Consider the following 18,321-nt stretch of genomic DNA (forward strand, 5'->3'; position numbering starts at 1 on the left):
GCCTCAGGGCTGTTTTATAAATTCCAGGTTGAGCGTAACATTTACCATTTTGTCTACCACCATACCTCCCGATTCTGTTTTTTTATCCCATTTCAGGTTATAATCGAACCTGTTTATATAAGCATTAGCCTTAAAGCCGGCGTGCACGCGTCCCTGGCTGTCGGTCGTTTGCCCGCCCAATATGACGTTGAAATTGGTTCGTTTGGTAATTCCCCGGATGGTCAGGTCGCCCTCGAGCAAATATCTGTTGTCGTCCTGCTTTGTAAACTTTGTGCTCTTAAACTGCATCTGCGGATAATCTTCCGCGTTAAAAAGTCGGCCGATTTCAAGTGTTTGTCCCGGTTATCGTCATCTGTGTCAATACTCAGCACATCTACCGTAAAATGGATAACTGCATCCGTAAAGTCGGGACGGGCGCTCTTCAAAGATCCGTCGAAGGTCGAAAATTTACCTTCCACTTCTGAAATAAGCATGTGCGTAACGGCAAACTTCACCGATGAATGCACCCTGTCCAGTTTCCAGGTTTTGACCGGCTGTCCGGCCAATTGTAGCTGGCTGCAGGCAAACAACATCAACAGTATTTGTTTCATAACAAATGCTTTGGGTGTGTCTGGCCTTCTAAGCGCTGGAACGAACGGCGAAAATTGACCTTCATGGGGAAAGATCAAACGTTCATCCCCAAACGCTTGAGTAAAGTTAGGGCATTTCTATAAATTAAAATACGGAGGATTACGGTAAAGATCGGGGTATCATTGCCCTGGGTGGCAAAAAGACAAAGGCAGCCTTTGAAGCTGCCCTTGATCGCCTAACCTTAAACCTATATTGCGCCTTTTTACGCCTTGTTTCGTTATACAAATTTACGCCGTAATTAAATGCATGTTGCAACATCTATCCTAATGTTCTGTTAAAGTAAGCCCTTTTCAGTGGCCGATCGGCATAAAAAAGAGGGACTGCTAAGCCCCTCTTCGGATAAGTTTGTATTGTATCAGTTTTAAGCGTTTACAACGGCCATTTTGTCCAGCACGTCCATTACTTCTTTTACGTGTTGCGCAGAAGTGTTCAGCAGTGCTTTTTCATCACTGTTCAGTTGCAGTTCGATAATTTTTTCGATGCCTTTTTTGCCCAGCACTACGGGTACGCCGAGGTAAATATCCTTCAGCCCGTATTCGCCCGTAAGCCACGCGCAGCAAGGGAAGATGCGTTTTTCGTCTTTTACGATCGCTTCTACCATTTGCGCCGCCGCCGCGCCGGGGGCATACCAGGCCGAAGTGCCGAGCAGGTTTACGATTTCACCGCCGCCCACTTTAGTGCGCTGAATGATGGCATCCAGCTTATCGCCTGCTACCAGTTCTGTTACAGGAATACCTGCAACCGTGGTGTAACGGGGGAGTGGCACCATTGTATCGCCGTGGCCGCCCATCAGGATAGCCTGGATATCTTTGGGAGAACAGCCAATCTCATCCGCCAGGAAAGCCCGGTACCGGGCGGTGTCGAGATGCCGGCCATGCCGAAAACCTTGTTGCTGTCCTTTTTCGCTGTCAGGAACGCGCAATAAGTCATCACGTCCAGTGGGTTGGATACCACGATGATGATCGCGTCCGGCGAGTGTTTGGTAATATTTTCCGTTACTGATTTTACAATGTTGGCATTGGTGGAAATCAGATCATCGCGGCTCATACCGGGTTTGCGCGGCAGACCGGATGTGATCACCACCACATCGCTGTTGGCGGTTTTTGTGTAATCATTCGTTACGCCGGTTACCTTGGTGCTGTAATAATCGATCGGTGCCTGTTGCCATGTGTCGAGTGCCTTTCCTTCCGCTGTACCTTCCTTAATATCTAGCAACACGACTTCCTGTAAAAAATCTCTGTGGGCGAGTACATTAGCGCAAGTGGCGCCAACGTTACCTGCTCCTACAACTGTTACTTTCATCTTGAAAATTTAAAAGTGAGGGAATAATTCAATCAAATTTAATGATTAATAACCGGGGACGAACGCGGGCGGAAAATAAAAAAGCGGCAGTGAGGCCGTTTATTTCAGCAGATCTGCCGCAGTTACGCCGCCTTCAAAATGTTTTTCGATAAGATTCCCTTTTTTATCGTAGAAATATACACCGGGAAACTCCTTCAGGTTATAAAAATACATGATCTGACGGGTAGGCTCGCTGGCCATGGTAATCGTCGGATAGTTGGCGATTTTGAAGTCGCTGTAGTACTGTGCCATCGGCTGGGGGCCAAACGGCGTAATCATTAGTACCTGCTTATTTTTGAATTTATCGATGTTTTTAATGATATCCGTCGTCAGGTGTTTACAGTGATCGCAGTCCACGCTGAAAACTATTACCACCATTTCCTTGTTCTTTTAAGCTCCCGGGCGGTGGTCACCTGTCCGTTTGGCAATGTGAGCTTAAGGGCGGGCGGCTGCGGATATTGTTGATAAGCAGCTTTGTCGGAGGCTGCCTGGGCCATGGCGAAAGCCGGAAAGAGGAAACTCAGTAAAAAGAAGCGCAAAAATCTCATAATTCAACCTGTTTAGTCTAACTCTATTGCAATATAAGGTATCGCGACCGAACCGGCGATAAAAAAACGGCATTTGCGGGGGCATTGTGTTCCTCCTTATCTTTGCAGGATGAGCAGCCATTTTTGGCCCGTTTTGACCCAAAATGTGGTGATTTCGTGCTAATTCTGGCAAATTTGTTTGTTCATATTCAGAAATTTTTACTTTTGCAATCCTAATGTAAATTTTTAACTTTAAATCAGTATCCGTTTTATGGCTACCACTGCAGATATCAGAACAGGATTAATCATCAAGCTGGAAAACAGTTTGTATTCTGTTGTAGAGTTTGGTCAGAACAAAACCGCCCGCGCTGCCGCGAAAGTTTGGGCTAAATTAAAGGGCGTAGATAATAGCCGTACGATCGAGCATACCGGAACTCCGGGGATACCATCTTCCCGGTTCGCGTAGAAAAGAAAGCCTTCCAATTCCTTTACAAGGACGATTCAGGATATAACTTCATGGACAATGAAACATTTGAGCAGATTGCGCTGCCTGAGAACATGATCGATGCGCCGCAATTTCTTAAAGACGGTCAGGAAGTAGCCATTTCTATCAATACTGAAACCGAGCAACACATGTCGGTAGAACTACCCGACAAAATTGTTATGCTGGTAACTTATTCCGAGCCTGGCATGAAAGGCGATACTGCTACCCGTACATTGAAACCAGCCACTGTTGAAACCGGCGCTACCGTTATGGTGCCCCTGTTCGTGGAAGAAGGTGAGATGATCCGCGTGAACGCCAAAACCGGTGAATATATCGAGAGAGTAAAATAATCTTACCATATCAAGTATTCATTTTCCAATCAGAACTATCTCATTACTAAAAACCAAAAACTGCCTACATGGATTTTAAACAGATTCAGGAGCTGATCAAGATGGTAAACAAATCTAACATCAGCGAGCTGAGCATCGAGCAGGACACGTTTAAGATTACGATAAAACAAAAAGAAGAAGGACAACAAATAGTAGCGGTTCCGGCGGTTGCGCCTGTACAGGCTTATGCACCACCCGTTGCACAGGTTGCAGCAGCTACTGCTCCGGCAGCCCAGGCGGCGCCCGCAGCAGCAGGTGCACCGGCAGCAAAAGATAACCTGATCACTATCAAGTCGCCCATGATCGGTACCTTCTACCGTAGCGCGGGTCCTGATAAACCTCCTTTCGTAAACGTAGGCGACGATGTAAGCGCTGGCAAAGTGGTTTGCATCATCGAGGCCATGAAATTGTTCAATGAAATTGAAAGTGAAGTAAGTGGTAAAATCGTGAAAATCCTGGTGGACGACGCTTCACCGGTAGAATACGATCAGCCGTTGTTCCTGGTAGAACCATAAAATTTCGGATAAAGTTGGAAGGTTGTAAGGTTTGGCCCTTACAACCTTCCAACTTTTAGCTTTTTTAACCTATTACGAAAAACAATGTTTAAAAAGATACTGATCGCTAACCGTGGCGAAATTGCCCTGCGCATTATCCGCACCTGTAAGGAAATGGGCATTAGAACGGTAGCTGTTTATTCAACTGCAGACAAAGACAGCCTGCACGTGAAATTTGCGGACGAAGCCGTTTGTATCGGCAAGCCGCAAAGCAGCGAATCCTACCTGAACATTCCTCACCTGATGGCTGCGGCGGAAATTACCAACGCGGACGCTATTCACCCGGGTTACGGCTTTTTGGCGGAGAACGCCAAATTCGCTGAGATCTGCGGTGAGCACGGCATCAAGTTCATTGGCCCCACGCCGGACATGATCCGCAAAATGGGTGATAAAATGACGGCCAAAGAAACCATGATCGCGGCCGGCGTTCCTGTAATCCCGGGTTCCGAAGGACTGCTGGAAAGCGTGGAAGAAGCGAAAACAGTAGCAAAGGCAATGGGGTACCCCGTTATTATCAAAGCTACTGCAGGCGGTGGTGGTAAAGGCATGCGCGTAGTGTGGGCCGAGGAAGACCTCGAGAACAACTACAACATGGCAAAAAACGAGGCCCGCGCATCTTTCAATAACGATGGCATCTACATGGAGAAATTCGTGGAAGAGCCCCGTCACATTGAAATCCAGGTGGCTGGCGACCAATATGGTAAGGTCTGTCACCTCTCCGAGCGCGACTGCTCTATCCAGCGCCGTCACCAGAAACTGGTTGAAGAATCGCCCTCTCCGTTCATGACACCCGAACTGCGCGAGAAAATGGGTGATGCCGCTATCAAAGCAGCTTCCGCCATTAATTACGAAAGCGTGGGTACCATCGAGTTTCTGGTAGACAAGCACCGCAACTTCTACTTCATGGAAATGAACACCCGTATCCAGGTAGAACACGGCGTTACGGAGGAAGTAATCAACTTCGACCTGATCAAAGAGCAAATCAAGATCGCAGCAGGCATCCCTATTTCCGGAAAAAATTATACGCCACAGATGCACGCCATCGAGTGCCGTATTAACGCGGAAGATCCGTACAACGACTTCCGTCCTTCGCCCGGTAAAATCACCGTATTGCACACGCCGGGCGGACATGGCGTGCGCGTAGACTCTCACATTTACGCCGGTTATGTTATTCCTCCTTACTACGATTCCATGGTGGCCAAAATCATCACCATCGCGCAAACCCGCGAAGAGGCCATCAACTCTATGGAACGCGCACTTAGCGAGTTTGTGATCGAAGGTGTGAAAACCACCATTCCTTTTCACCAGCAGCTGATGCGCAACGAGGACTTCCGGAAAGGTAATTTCACCACCAAATTTACCGAAAGTTTTAAACTGGTATAAGCCGGTTAACGAGATACATTAATAGGGGAGAACGATTCGTTCTCCTTTTTTATTGGAAATACGGTACGCCTGGTACCGGCTTTTAGCGCCGAAGCCTCAGGTAACCAATCTCAGCGATCGTGGCAAAGTTGTTGCGATTACAGATTGCAACTAAAGGAATCCCCTTATATTTAAGATATGAAACCCGCTGTACGCAAACCACCTTTCTACACGAAACTTAGCCTTGTGCTGCTCAGCCTTGTGCTGATCGTACTCATTTTGCAGGTCACCAAAGAAGTGCTGGCCCCCGTGGCTTTCGCCTTCCTGTTCTCTCTTTTGCTATTGCCGGTGGCGCAGCTGATGGAGCGCATCCGGTTCTCAAGGGGGCCTGCCGCACTCATTTCGGTATTCTTTTTTATCCACGGTAATGAGTGGCATTCTCTATTTTGTGTCCATGCAAATGGCGGGTTTCCTGGCAGATATTCCGCTGCTCGAACAACGCCTGATGGCTGAGGCAGATGTGCTCACCAGCTGGGTAGACAAACGCTTCAACATCAGCTCCGAAAGCCAGATGGGATATCTGAACGACCTGGCGGACCGCAGCATTTCCGGTGGCGCGCAGATGGTGATCAATACCTTTTCGTCTGTATCGGCTACCGTGTTATTTATCGTGTTCATTCCCATTTATACTTTCTTTTTATTGTACTACCGCCGTACGCTCGTTGCCTTCCTGGTAAAGCTTTTCCGTCGCGAACATGTGACAGAGGTGTATGGCGCCATTGAAGATACCCGCCGCATTATCAAAAGTTACGTGGTAGGACTGTTCATCGAAATGATTGTAGTGGCAGTGCTCAATTGCAGTGTGCTGGCCATCATCGGCGTAAAGTACGCTATGCTGCTCGGCACGATTGGGGCACTGCTTAACGTAATACCTTACATCGGTTTTATCGTGACCGTCATCTTTACAGTAATCGTTACTTTCACCACCAACACGGGCATCATGGCCTTTTGGGCAGCGTTGTCGCTATTCATCATTCACCTGTTGGACAGTAATATATTGCTGCCGCGCATCGTGGGCTCCAAAGTAAAGATCAATGCGCTGGTAACCATACTGGGCGTATTTATCGGCAACATGGTGTGGGGGTAAGCGGGATGTTTATTTCCATTCCCGCACTGGCCCTGCTCAAAATTATTTTTGACCGCATGCCTACCATGCGCGCCTGGGCTATTTTATTGGGTACGGAGGAATAAAAAACGGCTTACGCGAAGTAAGCCGTCGTTGAGCTAAAACACTTTTTATCTATCAAAAACTGTCAGTTAATTATTTGTTGACGCTGCGTCCTTCGGGGCGGGGGCGCCTTTCGGATGATGCTGCTTTTTGCCCTGCTGGCGCAACTTCTCGTATTGCTCGCTGCTCAGGGTTGCTTTCACTTTGCTGTCGCGGTCGTCGCGCAGTTGCTTAAACTGGCTTTTGCGATCGGCATCGGAAAGGTCTTTATTGTTGCGCAACGCCACCGCTTTATCACGGAATTCGCTGTTGATGCTTTTCATTTGTTTGCTTTGCTCCTCGTTCAGTCCTAAATCCAGGCGACTTTTATCCGGGCGTTTACCGCGTCCGTCGGCCATTTTACGATCGTGTTTGGCACGCATGCCGTCCATTTTCTCGCGGGTGGCTTTTTGGTAACTTTCCCATTTACTGTACTGCTCGTCATTCAGTACTGTCCTGAATTTCTCGCTGCGTTGTTTGCTCACCTCGGCCATCTTTGCGCGTTTTTCACCCTTGGTCAGCTGATCGTCTTTCTGAATAGCTTTTGCGCTGGTCATAAAATCCTTATTGATCGCTTTCACCTTTTCCGTTTGCGATTCGTCCAGTTTCAGGTCCTGCTGAATGGGCGCGCGCTTGATGTGTTTGCGGGCGCTGTCCTGCGCGAAAGCTGCTGTGCTGGCGGATGCAATGAGTAACGTAATCAGTATCTTCTTCATGTTGTTATCGTTTTTGTAGAAGTAAGACGGGCCTTAAAAGCGAAGTTTAATCCATTAACATACTTTAACAGTTCTGCTGGGCCAACATTGCCACCCGCCTGGCCGGCTTCCCCTGATCGACTGCTACAGAGGCGGAAAATTGGCCAGGAGGAAGATGAAGTGGCCCGGGACCGTCATAACACGCATGTTGACATCCTAAGAGAATTGTAAGAGGAGCGTAACTAACTGTAACTAAAATATAGCTGAATAGCGCTAAAACACTGGGGTTTCAGTTAGGTTTTAGTTAGGATCCTGTTAGGATGGTCTTAGGATCCCGGTTGTATAAAGAAACCCCCGGTGAAAACCGGGGGCCATCATACACCAAAACAATCTTACGGTTTTTTATCGCAAGAAAAGCAGCTCTCTGTATTTGGGCAGTGCCCAGATCTTGTCATCTACCAGGAACTCGAGTTTGTCTGCGTGGTAGCGGATCGTGTCAAAGTACGGGCCTTTGATTTTCTCACAGTAATCGATCGCTTTCTCACGGCTGTCGGACAATTTGTTCGCAACTTTGCGAGCCTCGATCATCGCCTGCACGTTTTCGCTGATGACATTGATATGTTCAGAAATTTTTTCGGCAATTTGTTTCTGTGCTTTGTACGCAGATTCAGGGAAACCTGCAGCCTTCATTCCATTGATGTTGGTAAGGAGGGTGTTCAGGTAAGTAATTGCGCAGGGCAGCACGGTGTTGGTCGCCAGGTCGCCGATTACACGGGCTTCGATCTGTACTTTTTCACGTAGTCTTCCAGCAGGATTTCGTAACGTGCGTGCAGTTCTTTCTCGTTGTAAACGCCGGTTTCGATGAACAGTTTAGTGTTCTTTTCGGTCACGTAAGCATCCAGTGCGCGAGGCGTGGTTTTTACGTTAGGCAAACCTCTTTTTCAGCTTCAGCAGCCCACTCTTCGCTATAACCGTCGCCTTCGAACAGGATTTTCTCAGAGTCAACGATGTATTTGCGCAGGGTTTGCATGATAGCGATTTCTTTCTTCTCGCCTTTCGATCAGACCGTCTACTTCAGTTTTGAAAGTAGCCAGTGTTTTCGCCATGATGGTGTTCATCACGGTCATGGCAGAAGCACAGTTGGCAGAAGAACCTACCGCGCGGAACTCGAACTTGTTGCCGGTGAAAGCGAACGGAGAAGTACGGTTACGGTCGGTGTTATCGAGCAGCAGTTCAGGAATGTGACGGTGCAGGTCCAGTTTCAGGATCGCTTCATCTTGTTCGTCGAACTTGTTGTTTACGCGGGTTTTAACGGCTTCCAGTACTTCAGCGAGGTATTTACCTACGAATACGGAAATGATAGCGGGAGGAGCTTCGTTGGCGCCGAGACGGAAGTCGTTGCTCGGAGACGCGATAGCAGCACGCATCAGGTCGTTATAGTCGTGTACGGCTTTGATAGTGTTTACAAAGAAAGTGAGGAACATCAGGTTGGTCTTAGGCGTTTTGCCAGGAGCCAGCAGGTTCACACCGGTATCTGTAGCAAGGCTCCAGTTGTTGTGTTTACCTGAACCGTTGATGCCTGCGAATGGTTTCTCGTGCAGCAATACGCGCAGTTTGTGGCGTTTGCCCACTTTAGCCATTACATCCATCAGCAGGGAGTTGTGGTCTACCGCGATGTTTACTTCTTCGAAGATAGGCGCACACTCAAACTGAGCGGGAGCAACTTCGTTGTGGCGGGTTCTCAGGGGAATACCCAGTTTGTAAGATTCTTCTTCGAAATCGCGCATGAAAGCGTAAGCACGCTCAGGGATGGCGCCGAAGTAGTGGTCTTCCAGCTGCTGACCTTTGGCAGGAGCGTGGCCTACTACGGTACGGCCGCACATTACCAGGTCAGGACGGGCGTTAGCCAGACCCTCGTCTACCAGGAAGTATTCCTGCTCCCAACCGAGGGTTGCAGTTACTTTGGAAACGTTTTTATCGAAATAGTTACAAACGTCCACTGCAGATTTGTCCAGTGCAGCCAGTGCTTTCAGCAGGGGCGCCTTGTAATCCAGTGATTCGCCTGTATAAGCTACGAAAATTGTAGGGATGCAGAGGGTTTTACCAGCACCCTGCTCAATAATGAAAGCTGGGGAAGAAGGATCCCATGCAGTGTAACCACGTGCTTCGAAAGTTGCACGGATACCACCGTTCGGGAAGCTGGACGCATCCGGCTCCTGTTGAACCAGGGCATCTCCATCGAAAGTTTCAATGGAAGTACCATCGCTTTTCAGGGTAAAGAAGGAGTCATGTTTTTCAGCTGTGGTGCCGGTCAGGGGTTGGAACCAGTGTGTATAGTGGGTTACACCTTTTTTCATAGCCCAGGACTTCATACCTGATGAAATCTGTTCCGCCATCTTGCGCTCGATCTTAGCTCCAGCCTTAATTGAGTTCATCAGGCTTTTGTAGGCCTCGTCACTCAGGTGCTCGCGCATTGTTCTGCCCGAAAACACATTACTACCGAAAACATCTGTGATCTTGCCGTTGAGTTCTGGTTTGATTTTAACATCCACGCCGGTTAAGCCTTCCAGCGCAGTAAAACGTAAAGATTGCATGCTGTGAATAATTTTCTACAAAAAAACGCTTCTTATCCTGAAAATGCAAGAATTAAACTTTTTTAACCGAAATATTGCAGTTTAATGGTAAAAGGCTGCTTTTTTGAAATTTGGCCAAAAAACCGAGGAGTGCATTCCTCAAAACTGATACATTAAAAAATTGCTAATGTATATATGATGTATTTGATTTTCAAGCATTTCTGAAAGACTTGAAAATCGACGGGTTTTGTGGGCTATCGGCATAAAAAATGAAGGGAATTTCTCCTTTCATTAGATTCTTGTCACAAATGCCCTGTTTCTTGTCTATTGGAATAAAAGCATGTAGATTTGCATCTTCTTTTAAAATCGTATACATACATGCAAACCACTACCGTAGAAACGGCTGAACAGCTGGGACTTACCGCAGATGAATTTGAGAGAATAAAATCCGTTTTAGGCCGTACGCCCAATTTCACAGAACTGAGCATGTACTCTGTAATGTGGAGTGAACACTGTAGCTATAAGAACTCTATCGTCTGGTTAAAGACGTTGCCCCGCGATGGCAACCGTTTGCTCGTAAAGGCCGGCGAAGAGAATGCGGGTCTGGTAGACATCGGCGATGGTTACGCCGTTGTATTTAAAATTGAATCACATAACCACCCTTCGGCGATCGAGCCCTTCCAGGGCGCCGCAACCGGCGTAGGTGGTATTCACCGCGATATTTTCACCATGGGCGCGCGCCCTATTGCCACGCTGAATTCCCTGCGTTTTGGTAATATTAAAGATAAGAAAACACAGCACCTGGTAAAAGGTGTGGTAGACGGCATCAGCCACTATGGTAACTGCTTCGGCGTACCGACCGTGGGTGGTGAGGTTTATTTTGAAGACTGTTATAGCACCAACCCGCTGGTTAACGCTATGAGCGTTGGTATCGTAAAAGTTGGTCAAACTGTTTCCGCTACCTCTTTCGGTGAAGGCAACCCGGTATTTATCGTGGGTTCCGCTACCGGTAAAGACGGTATCGGTGGCGCCTCTTTCGCTTCTGCGGACATTACAGAAGAAAGCGCGCAGGACCTGCCGGCAGTACAGGTGGGCGATCCGTTCCAGGAAAAGAAACTGCTGGAGGCCTGCCTGGAAATTATCCCGACCGGCGCACTGGTAGGTATGCAGGACATGGGCGCAGCAGGCATCACCTGCTCCACCGCGGAAATGAGCGCTAAAGGCGAACATGGTATGAAAATCCAGCTGGATAAAGTACCTACCCGCCAGGAGAACATGAAAGGTTGGGAAATGCTGCTGAGCGAAAGCCAGGAGCGTATGCTCATCGTTATTAAGAAAGGCCGCGAAGCAGAAGTGCTGCGCATCTTCGATAAGTGGGACCTCCACTGTGTACAGATCGGTGAAGTAACCAAAGATCCATCCCTGAAGTTCTATATGAACGGAGAGCTGGAAGCAGATCTGCCCGCAGAGAGCATGGTGCTCGGCGGCGGTGCACCCCAGTACCACAGAGCCTATGTAGAGCCTACGTACTTCGAAAAAATCAAAGCGTTCAATATCCTGAACGTACCCGATGTCACTAATCTGAAATATACGGCCGAAAAGCTGATCCAGCTGCCTAACATCGCATCTAAACGTTGGGTTTATACGCAGTACGACAGCATGGTAGGTACGGCGAATGCTTCTACCAACTCGCCCAGCGATGCGGCTATCGTAGTGATAAAAGGTACTAAAAAGGCGCTGGCGATGACGACCGATTGTAACAGCCGTTATGTGTACGCTGATCCGCAGAAAGGCGGGCAGATCGCAGTAGCGGAAGCAGCACGTAACATCGTTTGTTCCGGCGGCGAGCCAGTTGGGGTTACCAACTGCCTGAACTTCGGTAACCCTTACGATCCGGAAGTATACTACCAGTTCGTATACGCCCTGAAAGGTATGGGCGAGGCCTGCCGCAAGTTCGATGCGCCCGTTACCGGCGGTAACGTGAGCTTCTATAACCAGAGCCCCGACGGTCCCGTTTACCCAACCCCGACCATCGGGATGGTGGGCGTGCTGAACTTCGAAAACCGCATGACCCTCGATTTTAAAAATGAAGGCGACCTGATTTACCTGGTAGGCCGTTCTTATAATGATATTAACAGCTCTGAGTACCTGCACAAAATCATTGGTGAGGAATTTAGCCCGGCGCCGCACTTCGACCTGGAACAGGAATTCCAGCTGCAGCAGGCAATCGCCAAGCTGATTAAAGGAAACCTGATACAGTCTGCCCACGACGTAAGCGAAGGCGGTCTGTTCACCACCGTACTGGAAAGCGGCATGCACCGTGGACTTGGTTTCGAAATCAAAACCAACGACCACTTCCGTAAAGACGCTTACCTGTTCGGCGAATCTCAAAGCCGCGTGGTAGTAACGGTTAGTCCTGCCGACCGCGAGAAATTCGAGGCATTGCTGCACACCCTGGTAGACGCATCTGAAAACAGCGTGCGTTACGAGAAAATCGGTGTAGTGAAAGGCGACAGCATTGTCGTAAACGAGCAGAACTGGGGTACGGTTAACGAATGGAAGAAGAAATACGATACTGCGATAGAGCAACACCCGGAGCACTAGCATTCTAACTTTAAAACGCAAAAAGGGCCGGTATTCCGGCCCTTTTTGCGTTTTAAAGTATCAGTTGCATACTTCGGTTTTTTAGCGGTTTTAAGGGTATCTGCGCCAATTAAATATGGAACCCGGTTTTCGATCTTACCGTTTACCTCATATTATCTTCTTTTTCTCATTATCCGTATCTTCCATCCATACCCCATTTGAACAATACGTGTTATACATTCCTTAACAAATTACCCCGTCATCCAGCAAACCAATCCCTGCAAATAGGCGTTAATTTGTTAATAGCGAATAACAATTGCGGGTTTCGCGGGAGATATCCACGTAAAAAATGCATAAACGGGCTCAAGGCCTTATCTGGCTTAGCTTTGATGGGGTTATCCACAGATTGTTAATAACGCAAATCATTCAAAAAAACGCCTTAATTCACCCGGTTTTTTCGTGATTTTCAAATCAAAAGCTACTTATTGTGTAGGATGTTAATGATCGCTTAACAACTTATTAACAAAATACAACGTTGGTGTTATTGTTATACGAGAGAAGTGATCTATTTTTGAATAGTGCGAGAGAGACAAGTGCTGATGCATAATGTAGGGAGTTGGAGTTGAGAATTTTCCAATCAGAAATACATAGAAAATATTTATACATTATTTATTTGGAGTACTTGGTATTCCTACTTTCTATGAAGTCCTATATTAAGATATTTACCATGTCCTAATGAACGACGTTTTATACCGTATCCTAAATATGAAGACGTTTACCATGTCCTAATGAAAAGAAAAAGTACCAATCCTAATGAGAAGCTAGTATTACACCTAGTGAAAGAACGATTTGTTTGCCAGGGCTGAATTTATTCAGCCCTTTTTTTATGCATAAACTAACGCTCCTCATCCACAAAAAAAAGAGGGAAGCCATAGCCCCCTCTCATTTATTTGCAGGTATTGCTGTTTTATACGACAGGAATTTCCGCTACCTGGTAAACTTTCGCGTCCAGCTTCTTTTTAGTTTCGCTGAAAGCGTTCAGGGTTTCCTCGATATCCTGGTCGGTATGGGTAGCCGTAGGGATAATGCGGTAGATGATTTGTCCTTTAGGTATTACAGGGTACACCACGATAGAACAGAAGATGTTGTAGTTCTCGCGCAGGTCCAGGCACATGGCAGTGGCCTCGGGAATATCACCTTTCAGGTAGATGGGCGTAACGGGAGAATCAGTATGACCGATGTCGAAACCTCTGTCGCGCAGACCCTGCTGGATCTTCGCTACGTTTTCCCACAGTTTCGCTTTCAGTTCCGGACGGTTACGCAGCATTTCCAGGCGTTTCAGGTTGCCCAGTACCAGCGGCATCGGGAGTGATTTCGCGAAGATCTGCGAACGCATATTGTAACGCAGGTAGTTGATGATGTTGCGGTCGCCGCTGATGAACGCACCGATGGAGGCCATTGATTTAGCGAAAGTGGAGAAGTACAGATCGATCTCGTCCTGCACGCCCTGCGCTTCGCCGGTGCCTGCACCGGTTTTGCCCATTGTGCCGAAGCCATGTGCATCGTCTACCAGCAAACGGAATTCATAATCTTTTTTCAGTGCAGCGATCTCTTTCAGTTTGCCCCTGGTCGCCGCCCATGCCGAACACGCCTTCGGTAATCACAAGGATACCTCCGTTGTTGCCGTTCTCTTTAATACGCTCAGTGGCACGTTTCAGCTGTTTTTCGCAATCGGCAACGTCGTTGTGTTTGTACACATACCGGTGGCCGGGGTGCAGGCGCAGGCCATCGATAATACAAGCATGGCTTTCCGCGTCATAAACAATAATATCGTGACGGCCGCAAAGTGCGTCAATAGCACTCATGATGCCCTGGTAACCGAAGTTAACAAGAACCGTATCTTCTTTCTTTTCGAACTCGGAAAGTTCTTTTTCCAGCTGCTCGTGGTAGTTGGAGTTACCGCTCATCATGCGGGCGCCCATCGGGTAACCCATGCCAAATTCCTGCGCCGCTTTAGCGTCCACTTCACGAATCTCAGGGTGGTTGGCAAGGCCCGGTAGTTATTCAGACTCCAGACAATTTTCTCCTTCCCCGGAATTTCATACGATTCCCAATCTCACCTTCCAGTTTGGGGAAAGCGAAGTACCCATGTGCTCTGTCCGAGTGTTGGCCGATAGGACCGAGATTTCTAGTTAGTTTCTCGAATATATCCATGATATGACGTTAATGAATTTTTAATTGAATATGATCAATCGCCCTGCAAAGGTATTAAAATATTATTTTTTGTAAACTTAGGTTACTTTTGTTTGATAAACCTTTTTTTACAAAGCAGTCATTTTTATTGGTAATCATGAGATCAAACATTTTTTGGGCGGCCTCACTGCTGCTACTCAGCAGTACCGGCTTTGCCCAGAAGGCCACGTCGCCCAGTACAATCAATCACGTCAGTTCGAAGAGCCCGAAATCTGTAGCAAGACCCAAACTCGTTGTTGGCATGGTGGTGGACCAAATGCGTTGGGACTACCTTTATCGGTACTACGACCGTTACAATAACGACGGATTTAAAAGATTATTGAGAGAAGGGTTTACCTGCGAGAATACTTTAATTCCTTATACACCCACCATCACAGCCTGTGGCCATACCTGCGTATACACGGGCTCGGTTCCTGCAGTACATGGTATCATCGGAAACGGCTGGTACGACCGTAAATTGAACCGCGAAATGTATTGCGCCGAAGATACTACGGTGACTACAGTAGGCAGCAACTCCAAAGCGGGACAAATGAGCCCGAACAACATGCTTGTAACCACCGTAGCGGATGAGTTGCGTATTGCGACCAACTACAAAAGTCGCACGGTAGGCATCGCTATTAAAGACCGTGGCGCCATTTTGCCCGCGGGGCATACCGCGAACGCTGCCTACTGGTACGACGGCAGCGCTGGTAAGTTTATTACCTCTACTTTTTACATGAACGCCCTGCCGGAGTGGGTAAATCAGTTCAACGATAAGAAACTGCCTGAGCAATATACCGCACAACCCTGGAATACGTTGTATCCCATTAACAGCTACGTATTGAGCACCGCCGACGATAAGCCCTACGAAGGCAAATTCAAAGGCGAGCCGACCAGCGCTTTCCCTCATAAGGTAGCCGGTCCTGGTCAACTGGCCAGCCTGCCTTTTGGTAATACTTATACGCTCAACTTCGCAAAAGCTGCTATAGAAGCAGATAAGCTGGGTAATGGCGAAGTAACCGACTTCCTGGCCGTAAGTCTTTCTTCTACCGACTATGTAGGCCACCAGTTTGGGCCTAACTCCATTGAGGCAGAAGACACTTACCTGCGCCTGGATAAAGACCTGGCCGATTTCTTTAATTATCTTGATAAGAAAGTAGGTAAAGGACAGTGGCTGTATTTCATTACGGCCGATCATGGGGTAGCGCATGTTCCGGCCTACAGCACCGAGAATAAAATGCACGGCGGTACCGTAAGCACCGGCGAGTTTGTAAGAACGCTGAATGCGGGTATCCAGAAGGAGTTTGGCATTGCCAAAGCCATCCTGGACTGCGACAACTATGAAGTATACCTGGATCATGCAGCCATCACCAGAGCGAAAATGGCCGATGTAAAAGATTATATCATCACCGGGCTGAAAAAATGCCGGGTGTACAAACGGCCTTCGACCTCACCAGTATTGGTGCAGGCAGCCTGCCGCAGCCAATTAAGGATATGGTGACGAACGGTTACAATGAACAGCGTAGCGGCGATGTGATGTTTACCCCGGAGCCAGGCTTCATCGCAGGCGGTAAAACCGGCACTACACACGGTGTATGGAACCCGTACGATGCACATATTCCGCTGGTATGGATGGGCTGGGGTGTTAAGCCCGGTAAAACCAATCGTACCACGCATATGACGGATATTGCCCCCACTGTTGCAGCCATGCTGCGCATCCAGATGCCGAGTGGCACCGTGGGACAGGTAATTACCGAGGTAGCCCATTAATTTTCAGGCTGATAAAATCGTTGAAACTCCGTGGTGGCAGGTGCTTCCACGGAGTTTTTTTATGCGGCAGTTATTTAATAACACTTAAGTTTTTTGCCGCGCTGAACCATCAAAGTGCCTGCCATGGCGCCTTCCCAGGTTCCGGTTATTTCCGCGTGCCTCCTTTACACCAGCGGCCATTGTTATATGCATAATTCCCTTATTTTTGGTTAAAACAACCCATGTCCTGGTCGTTCATTACTTACGAAGTGGTTAACCGGATCGCCACCATCACGCTCAACCGGCCCGATAAGCGCAATGCGCTGAACGATGGTGTGGTAAAAGAGCTGATAGCGGCATTTACGGAAGCCGGCAAAGACAGTGCGGTAAAAGTGATCGTATTGGCTGCAAACGGTGAGGCGTTTTGTGTGGGGGCCGACCTGGAGTACCTGCAACAACTACAGCGGAATACCTACGAGGAGAACCTGGCCGATTCGCGGCAACTGATGGAGTTGATGCAACTCATTTATTCCCACGAAAAAACGGTGATCGCCAGGATAGAAGGGCATGCGATTGCAGGCGGTTGTGGCCTGGCGACGGTGTGCGATCTGAGTTATGCGGTACCCGACGCCAAGTTCGGATATACAGAAGTTAAGATAGGATTTGTACCGGCGCTCGTGTCGGTATTCCTGGTAAGAAAGATAGGAGAGGGAAGGGCCAGAGCGTTGATGCTGACAGGTAAGTTGATCAGTGCGGAACAGGCGGTGCAGATGGGGCTGATCAACGGTGTGGCGGCCCCGGGGCAGATACATGACCTGGTGCAGCAGTTGGCGGAGGATTTATGTACAGGGGCTTCGGCCAATTCGTTATCACTCACCAAAAAACTGGTCGCGAATGCTTTGGACCTCCCGATGCAACAGGCACTGGAAGAGGCGGCAAAGATCAACGCGCTTACAAGGGAACATCCCGATTGCCGCGAGGGCATCAGGGCGTTTCTTCATAAAGAAAAACCGGGTTGGTAAACCCGGTTGCATTTTTCACCTGAATCCCTATGAAACTGACGCACCATGAAAAAACATGTACTACAACTGTTAATGGCGATCGGGTTGATCGTGCCGACGGCGTTGCGCGCCCAGCGTACGTTCTCGGACGCGCGTATCAACTATAGGATCGATTTGCCACCCGAACAGCTGCAAATGGATGCATTGCTGGCCAACAGCACCTTAACCCAGTACATCCGCGGCGAATCCAGTCGTATCGATATGAACCTGAATATCGTGAATTATACCTACCTGCTGGATAGTAAAAAGCGAACGATGATTACGCTGGTAGACCGGCATGGCGATAAATACAAGATCGTGGGAGATAAGACCGCCTACGAGAAAGAAACGCGTCATTACGAAAGTATCAAGTTTACGGATCAGCAAGAAGTGAAGGAGATACTGGGATACAAGTGCCGCCGCTCGATCGGCAAAATGGAAGATGGTACTACGTTCGAAGTGTATTACTCGCCCGACCTGCTGCCTGAAAACCGCCTGTATAACCGCCGCTTTATGAACCTGCAGGGTATTCCGCTCGAGTTTGAAATCATCTCCGGCCCCTCTACCAGGATGAAGGTGATCGCGACTAAAATAGATCTTAGTCCGGTACCAGCATCGGTGTTTGATGTGCCTGCCGGGTATAAGGAGATCAGTCCCGATGAATTGAAAAAATTAAGAGAATAATATGGAGGGGCTGACCAAAAAGTAAAATGAAGGCTTGGAGAAGGTGTCCATGAGGTCCCGAATAAAATTAGGGCTGACCATTACTTTTTGGTCAGCCTCTTTACTTAAAATGAGGTCTCGCAGCTTTTCTCCGGAGTTATTATTTATCCTTCGCGTTTTAACACAAAAAAGAAAGCTGCCGGGTCCCGGCAGCTTTTCTCTTAAAATATTA

18 protein-coding genes and 3 pseudogenes are annotated in these 18,321 nt (G+C 48.1%); 10 read left to right on the forward strand and 11 right to left on the reverse strand.

The features are described 5' to 3' along the window. Positions 1 to 3: 3 nt before the first annotated feature. From MKQ70_RS43095 to MKQ70_RS35350, 5 genes and pseudogenes are all read right to left on the reverse strand, one after another. Positions 4 to 590: pseudogene (locus MKQ70_RS43095) on the reverse strand (YceI family protein). 401 nt (positions 591 to 991) lie between these two features. Further along, positions 992 to 1,468 (reverse strand): Rossmann-fold NAD(P)-binding domain-containing protein, encoded by a 477-nt coding sequence (locus tag MKQ70_RS35335; RefSeq protein ID WP_248081860.1) that lies wholly within the window; start codon positions 1,466 to 1,468, stop codon positions 992 to 994. Then, entirely contained in the window at positions 1,420 to 1,932 is a 513-nt protein-coding gene (locus tag MKQ70_RS35340) for a lactate/malate family dehydrogenase (RefSeq protein ID WP_248080115.1), read from the reverse strand. The genes MKQ70_RS35335 and MKQ70_RS35340 overlap by 49 nt, the downstream gene beginning before the upstream one ends. Positions 1,933 to 2,031: 99 nt before the next feature. Beyond that, complete coding sequence (locus tag MKQ70_RS35345; RefSeq protein ID WP_248080117.1) at positions 2,032 to 2,349, reverse strand: peroxiredoxin family protein; 318 nt, start codon at positions 2,347 to 2,349, stop codon at positions 2,032 to 2,034. Then, entirely contained in the window at positions 2,340 to 2,519 is a 180-nt protein-coding gene (locus tag MKQ70_RS35350) for a hypothetical protein (protein WP_248080119.1), read from the reverse strand. The genes MKQ70_RS35345 and MKQ70_RS35350 overlap by 10 nt, the downstream gene beginning before the upstream one ends. A gap of 250 nt (positions 2,520 to 2,769) precedes the next feature. On the opposite strand from MKQ70_RS35350, the gene MKQ70_RS35355 reads away from it, so the two are divergent. The 4 genes from MKQ70_RS35355 to accC all read left to right on the forward strand — a co-directional run bounded on the left by MKQ70_RS35355 (position 2,770) and on the right by accC (position 5,308). Further along, complete coding sequence (locus MKQ70_RS35355; protein WP_248080121.1) at positions 2,770 to 2,964, forward strand: hypothetical protein; 195 nt, start codon at positions 2,770 to 2,772, stop codon at positions 2,962 to 2,964. A gap of 50 nt (positions 2,965 to 3,014) precedes the next feature. Next, positions 3,015 to 3,332 carry a hypothetical protein gene (locus MKQ70_RS35360; RefSeq protein ID WP_248080123.1) on the forward strand — a complete coding sequence of 106 codons (318 nt, stop codon included), beginning with the start codon at positions 3,015 to 3,017 and terminating at the stop codon, positions 3,330 to 3,332. 68 nt (positions 3,333 to 3,400) lie between these two features. Next, complete coding sequence (accB, locus tag MKQ70_RS35365; protein ID WP_248080124.1) at positions 3,401 to 3,886, forward strand: acetyl-CoA carboxylase biotin carboxyl carrier protein; 486 nt, start codon at positions 3,401 to 3,403, stop codon at positions 3,884 to 3,886. Between the two features lie 84 nt (positions 3,887 to 3,970). Then, positions 3,971 to 5,308 carry an acetyl-CoA carboxylase biotin carboxylase subunit gene (gene accC / locus MKQ70_RS35370; RefSeq protein ID WP_248080126.1) on the forward strand — a complete coding sequence of 446 codons (1,338 nt, stop codon included), beginning with the start codon at positions 3,971 to 3,973 and terminating at the stop codon, positions 5,306 to 5,308. Positions 5,309 to 5,514: 206 nt separating this feature from the next. Here the strand turns inward: accC and MKQ70_RS35375 are convergent, their stop codons facing one another. After that, positions 5,515 to 5,688 (reverse strand): hypothetical protein, encoded by a 174-nt coding sequence (locus MKQ70_RS35375; RefSeq protein WP_248080128.1) that lies wholly within the window; start codon positions 5,686 to 5,688, stop codon positions 5,515 to 5,517. 26 nt (positions 5,689 to 5,714) lie between these two features. On the opposite strand from MKQ70_RS35375, the gene MKQ70_RS35380 reads away from it, so the two are divergent. After that, positions 5,715 to 6,434 carry an AI-2E family transporter gene (locus tag MKQ70_RS35380; RefSeq protein WP_248080130.1) on the forward strand — a complete coding sequence of 240 codons (720 nt, stop codon included), beginning with the start codon at positions 5,715 to 5,717 and terminating at the stop codon, positions 6,432 to 6,434. A gap of 170 nt (positions 6,435 to 6,604) precedes the next feature. Here MKQ70_RS35380 and MKQ70_RS35385 read toward each other — a convergent pair whose 3' ends face one another. The 4 genes and pseudogenes from MKQ70_RS35385 to MKQ70_RS35400 all read right to left on the reverse strand — a co-directional run bounded on the left by MKQ70_RS35385 (position 6,605) and on the right by MKQ70_RS35400 (position 9,843). Next, a complete protein-coding gene (locus MKQ70_RS35385; protein WP_248080132.1) occupies positions 6,605 to 7,270 on the reverse strand; it encodes a hypothetical protein in 666 nt (221 codons plus the stop codon). A 381-nt stretch (positions 7,271 to 7,651) separates the two neighbouring features. Next, positions 7,652 to 7,993 (reverse strand): hypothetical protein, encoded by a 342-nt coding sequence (locus MKQ70_RS35390; RefSeq protein WP_248080134.1) that lies wholly within the window; start codon positions 7,991 to 7,993, stop codon positions 7,652 to 7,654. Continuing rightward, positions 7,994 to 8,279 (reverse strand): annotated as a pseudogene (locus tag MKQ70_RS43100) (glutamine synthetase type III); the annotation flags it as partial. Beyond that, entirely contained in the window at positions 8,251 to 9,843 is a 1,593-nt protein-coding gene (locus MKQ70_RS35400; RefSeq protein ID WP_248080136.1) for a glutamine synthetase III domain-containing protein, read from the reverse strand. The gene MKQ70_RS35400 and the pseudogene MKQ70_RS43100, both read right to left, overlap by 29 nt. 357 nt (positions 9,844 to 10,200) lie before the next feature. Here MKQ70_RS35400 and purL point away from each other — a divergent pair, with 357 nt between their 5' ends. Beyond that, on the forward strand, positions 10,201 to 12,426 hold the full coding sequence (purL, locus tag MKQ70_RS35405; RefSeq protein ID WP_248080138.1) for a phosphoribosylformylglycinamidine synthase subunit PurL: 2,226 nt from the start codon (positions 10,201 to 10,203) through the stop codon (positions 12,424 to 12,426). A gap of 946 nt (positions 12,427 to 13,372) precedes the next feature. On the opposite strand, the pseudogene MKQ70_RS35410 reads toward purL, so the two are convergent. Continuing rightward, a pseudogene (locus MKQ70_RS35410) lies at positions 13,373 to 14,399 on the reverse strand (aminotransferase class I/II-fold pyridoxal phosphate-dependent enzyme). Positions 14,400 to 14,755: 356 nt separating this feature from the next. Between MKQ70_RS35410 and MKQ70_RS35415 the strand changes: the two are divergent. The 4 genes from MKQ70_RS35415 (at position 14,756) to MKQ70_RS35430 (ending at position 18,110) form a co-directional block, all read left to right on the forward strand. Continuing rightward, a complete protein-coding gene (locus tag MKQ70_RS35415; RefSeq protein WP_248080141.1) occupies positions 14,756 to 16,138 on the forward strand; it encodes an alkaline phosphatase family protein in 1,383 nt (460 codons plus the stop codon). Beyond that, complete coding sequence (locus tag MKQ70_RS35420; RefSeq protein ID WP_248080143.1) at positions 16,132 to 16,407, forward strand: hypothetical protein; 276 nt, start codon at positions 16,132 to 16,134, stop codon at positions 16,405 to 16,407. Before MKQ70_RS35415 ends, MKQ70_RS35420 begins: the two co-directional genes overlap by 7 nt. A gap of 221 nt (positions 16,408 to 16,628) precedes the next feature. Next, a complete protein-coding gene (locus MKQ70_RS35425; protein WP_248080145.1) occupies positions 16,629 to 17,408 on the forward strand; it encodes an enoyl-CoA hydratase/isomerase family protein in 780 nt (259 codons plus the stop codon). Between the two features lie 45 nt (positions 17,409 to 17,453). Continuing rightward, positions 17,454 to 18,110: a DUF4412 domain-containing protein gene (locus tag MKQ70_RS35430; protein ID WP_248080147.1), complete on the forward strand. Its 657-nt coding sequence runs from the start codon at positions 17,454 to 17,456 to the stop codon at positions 18,108 to 18,110. Positions 18,111 to 18,321: the final 211 nt, after the last annotated feature.

The sequence above is a fragment of the Chitinophaga sedimenti genome, from assembly GCF_023156195.1.
GTDB lineage: Bacteria > Bacteroidota > Bacteroidia > Chitinophagales > Chitinophagaceae > Chitinophaga > Chitinophaga sedimenti.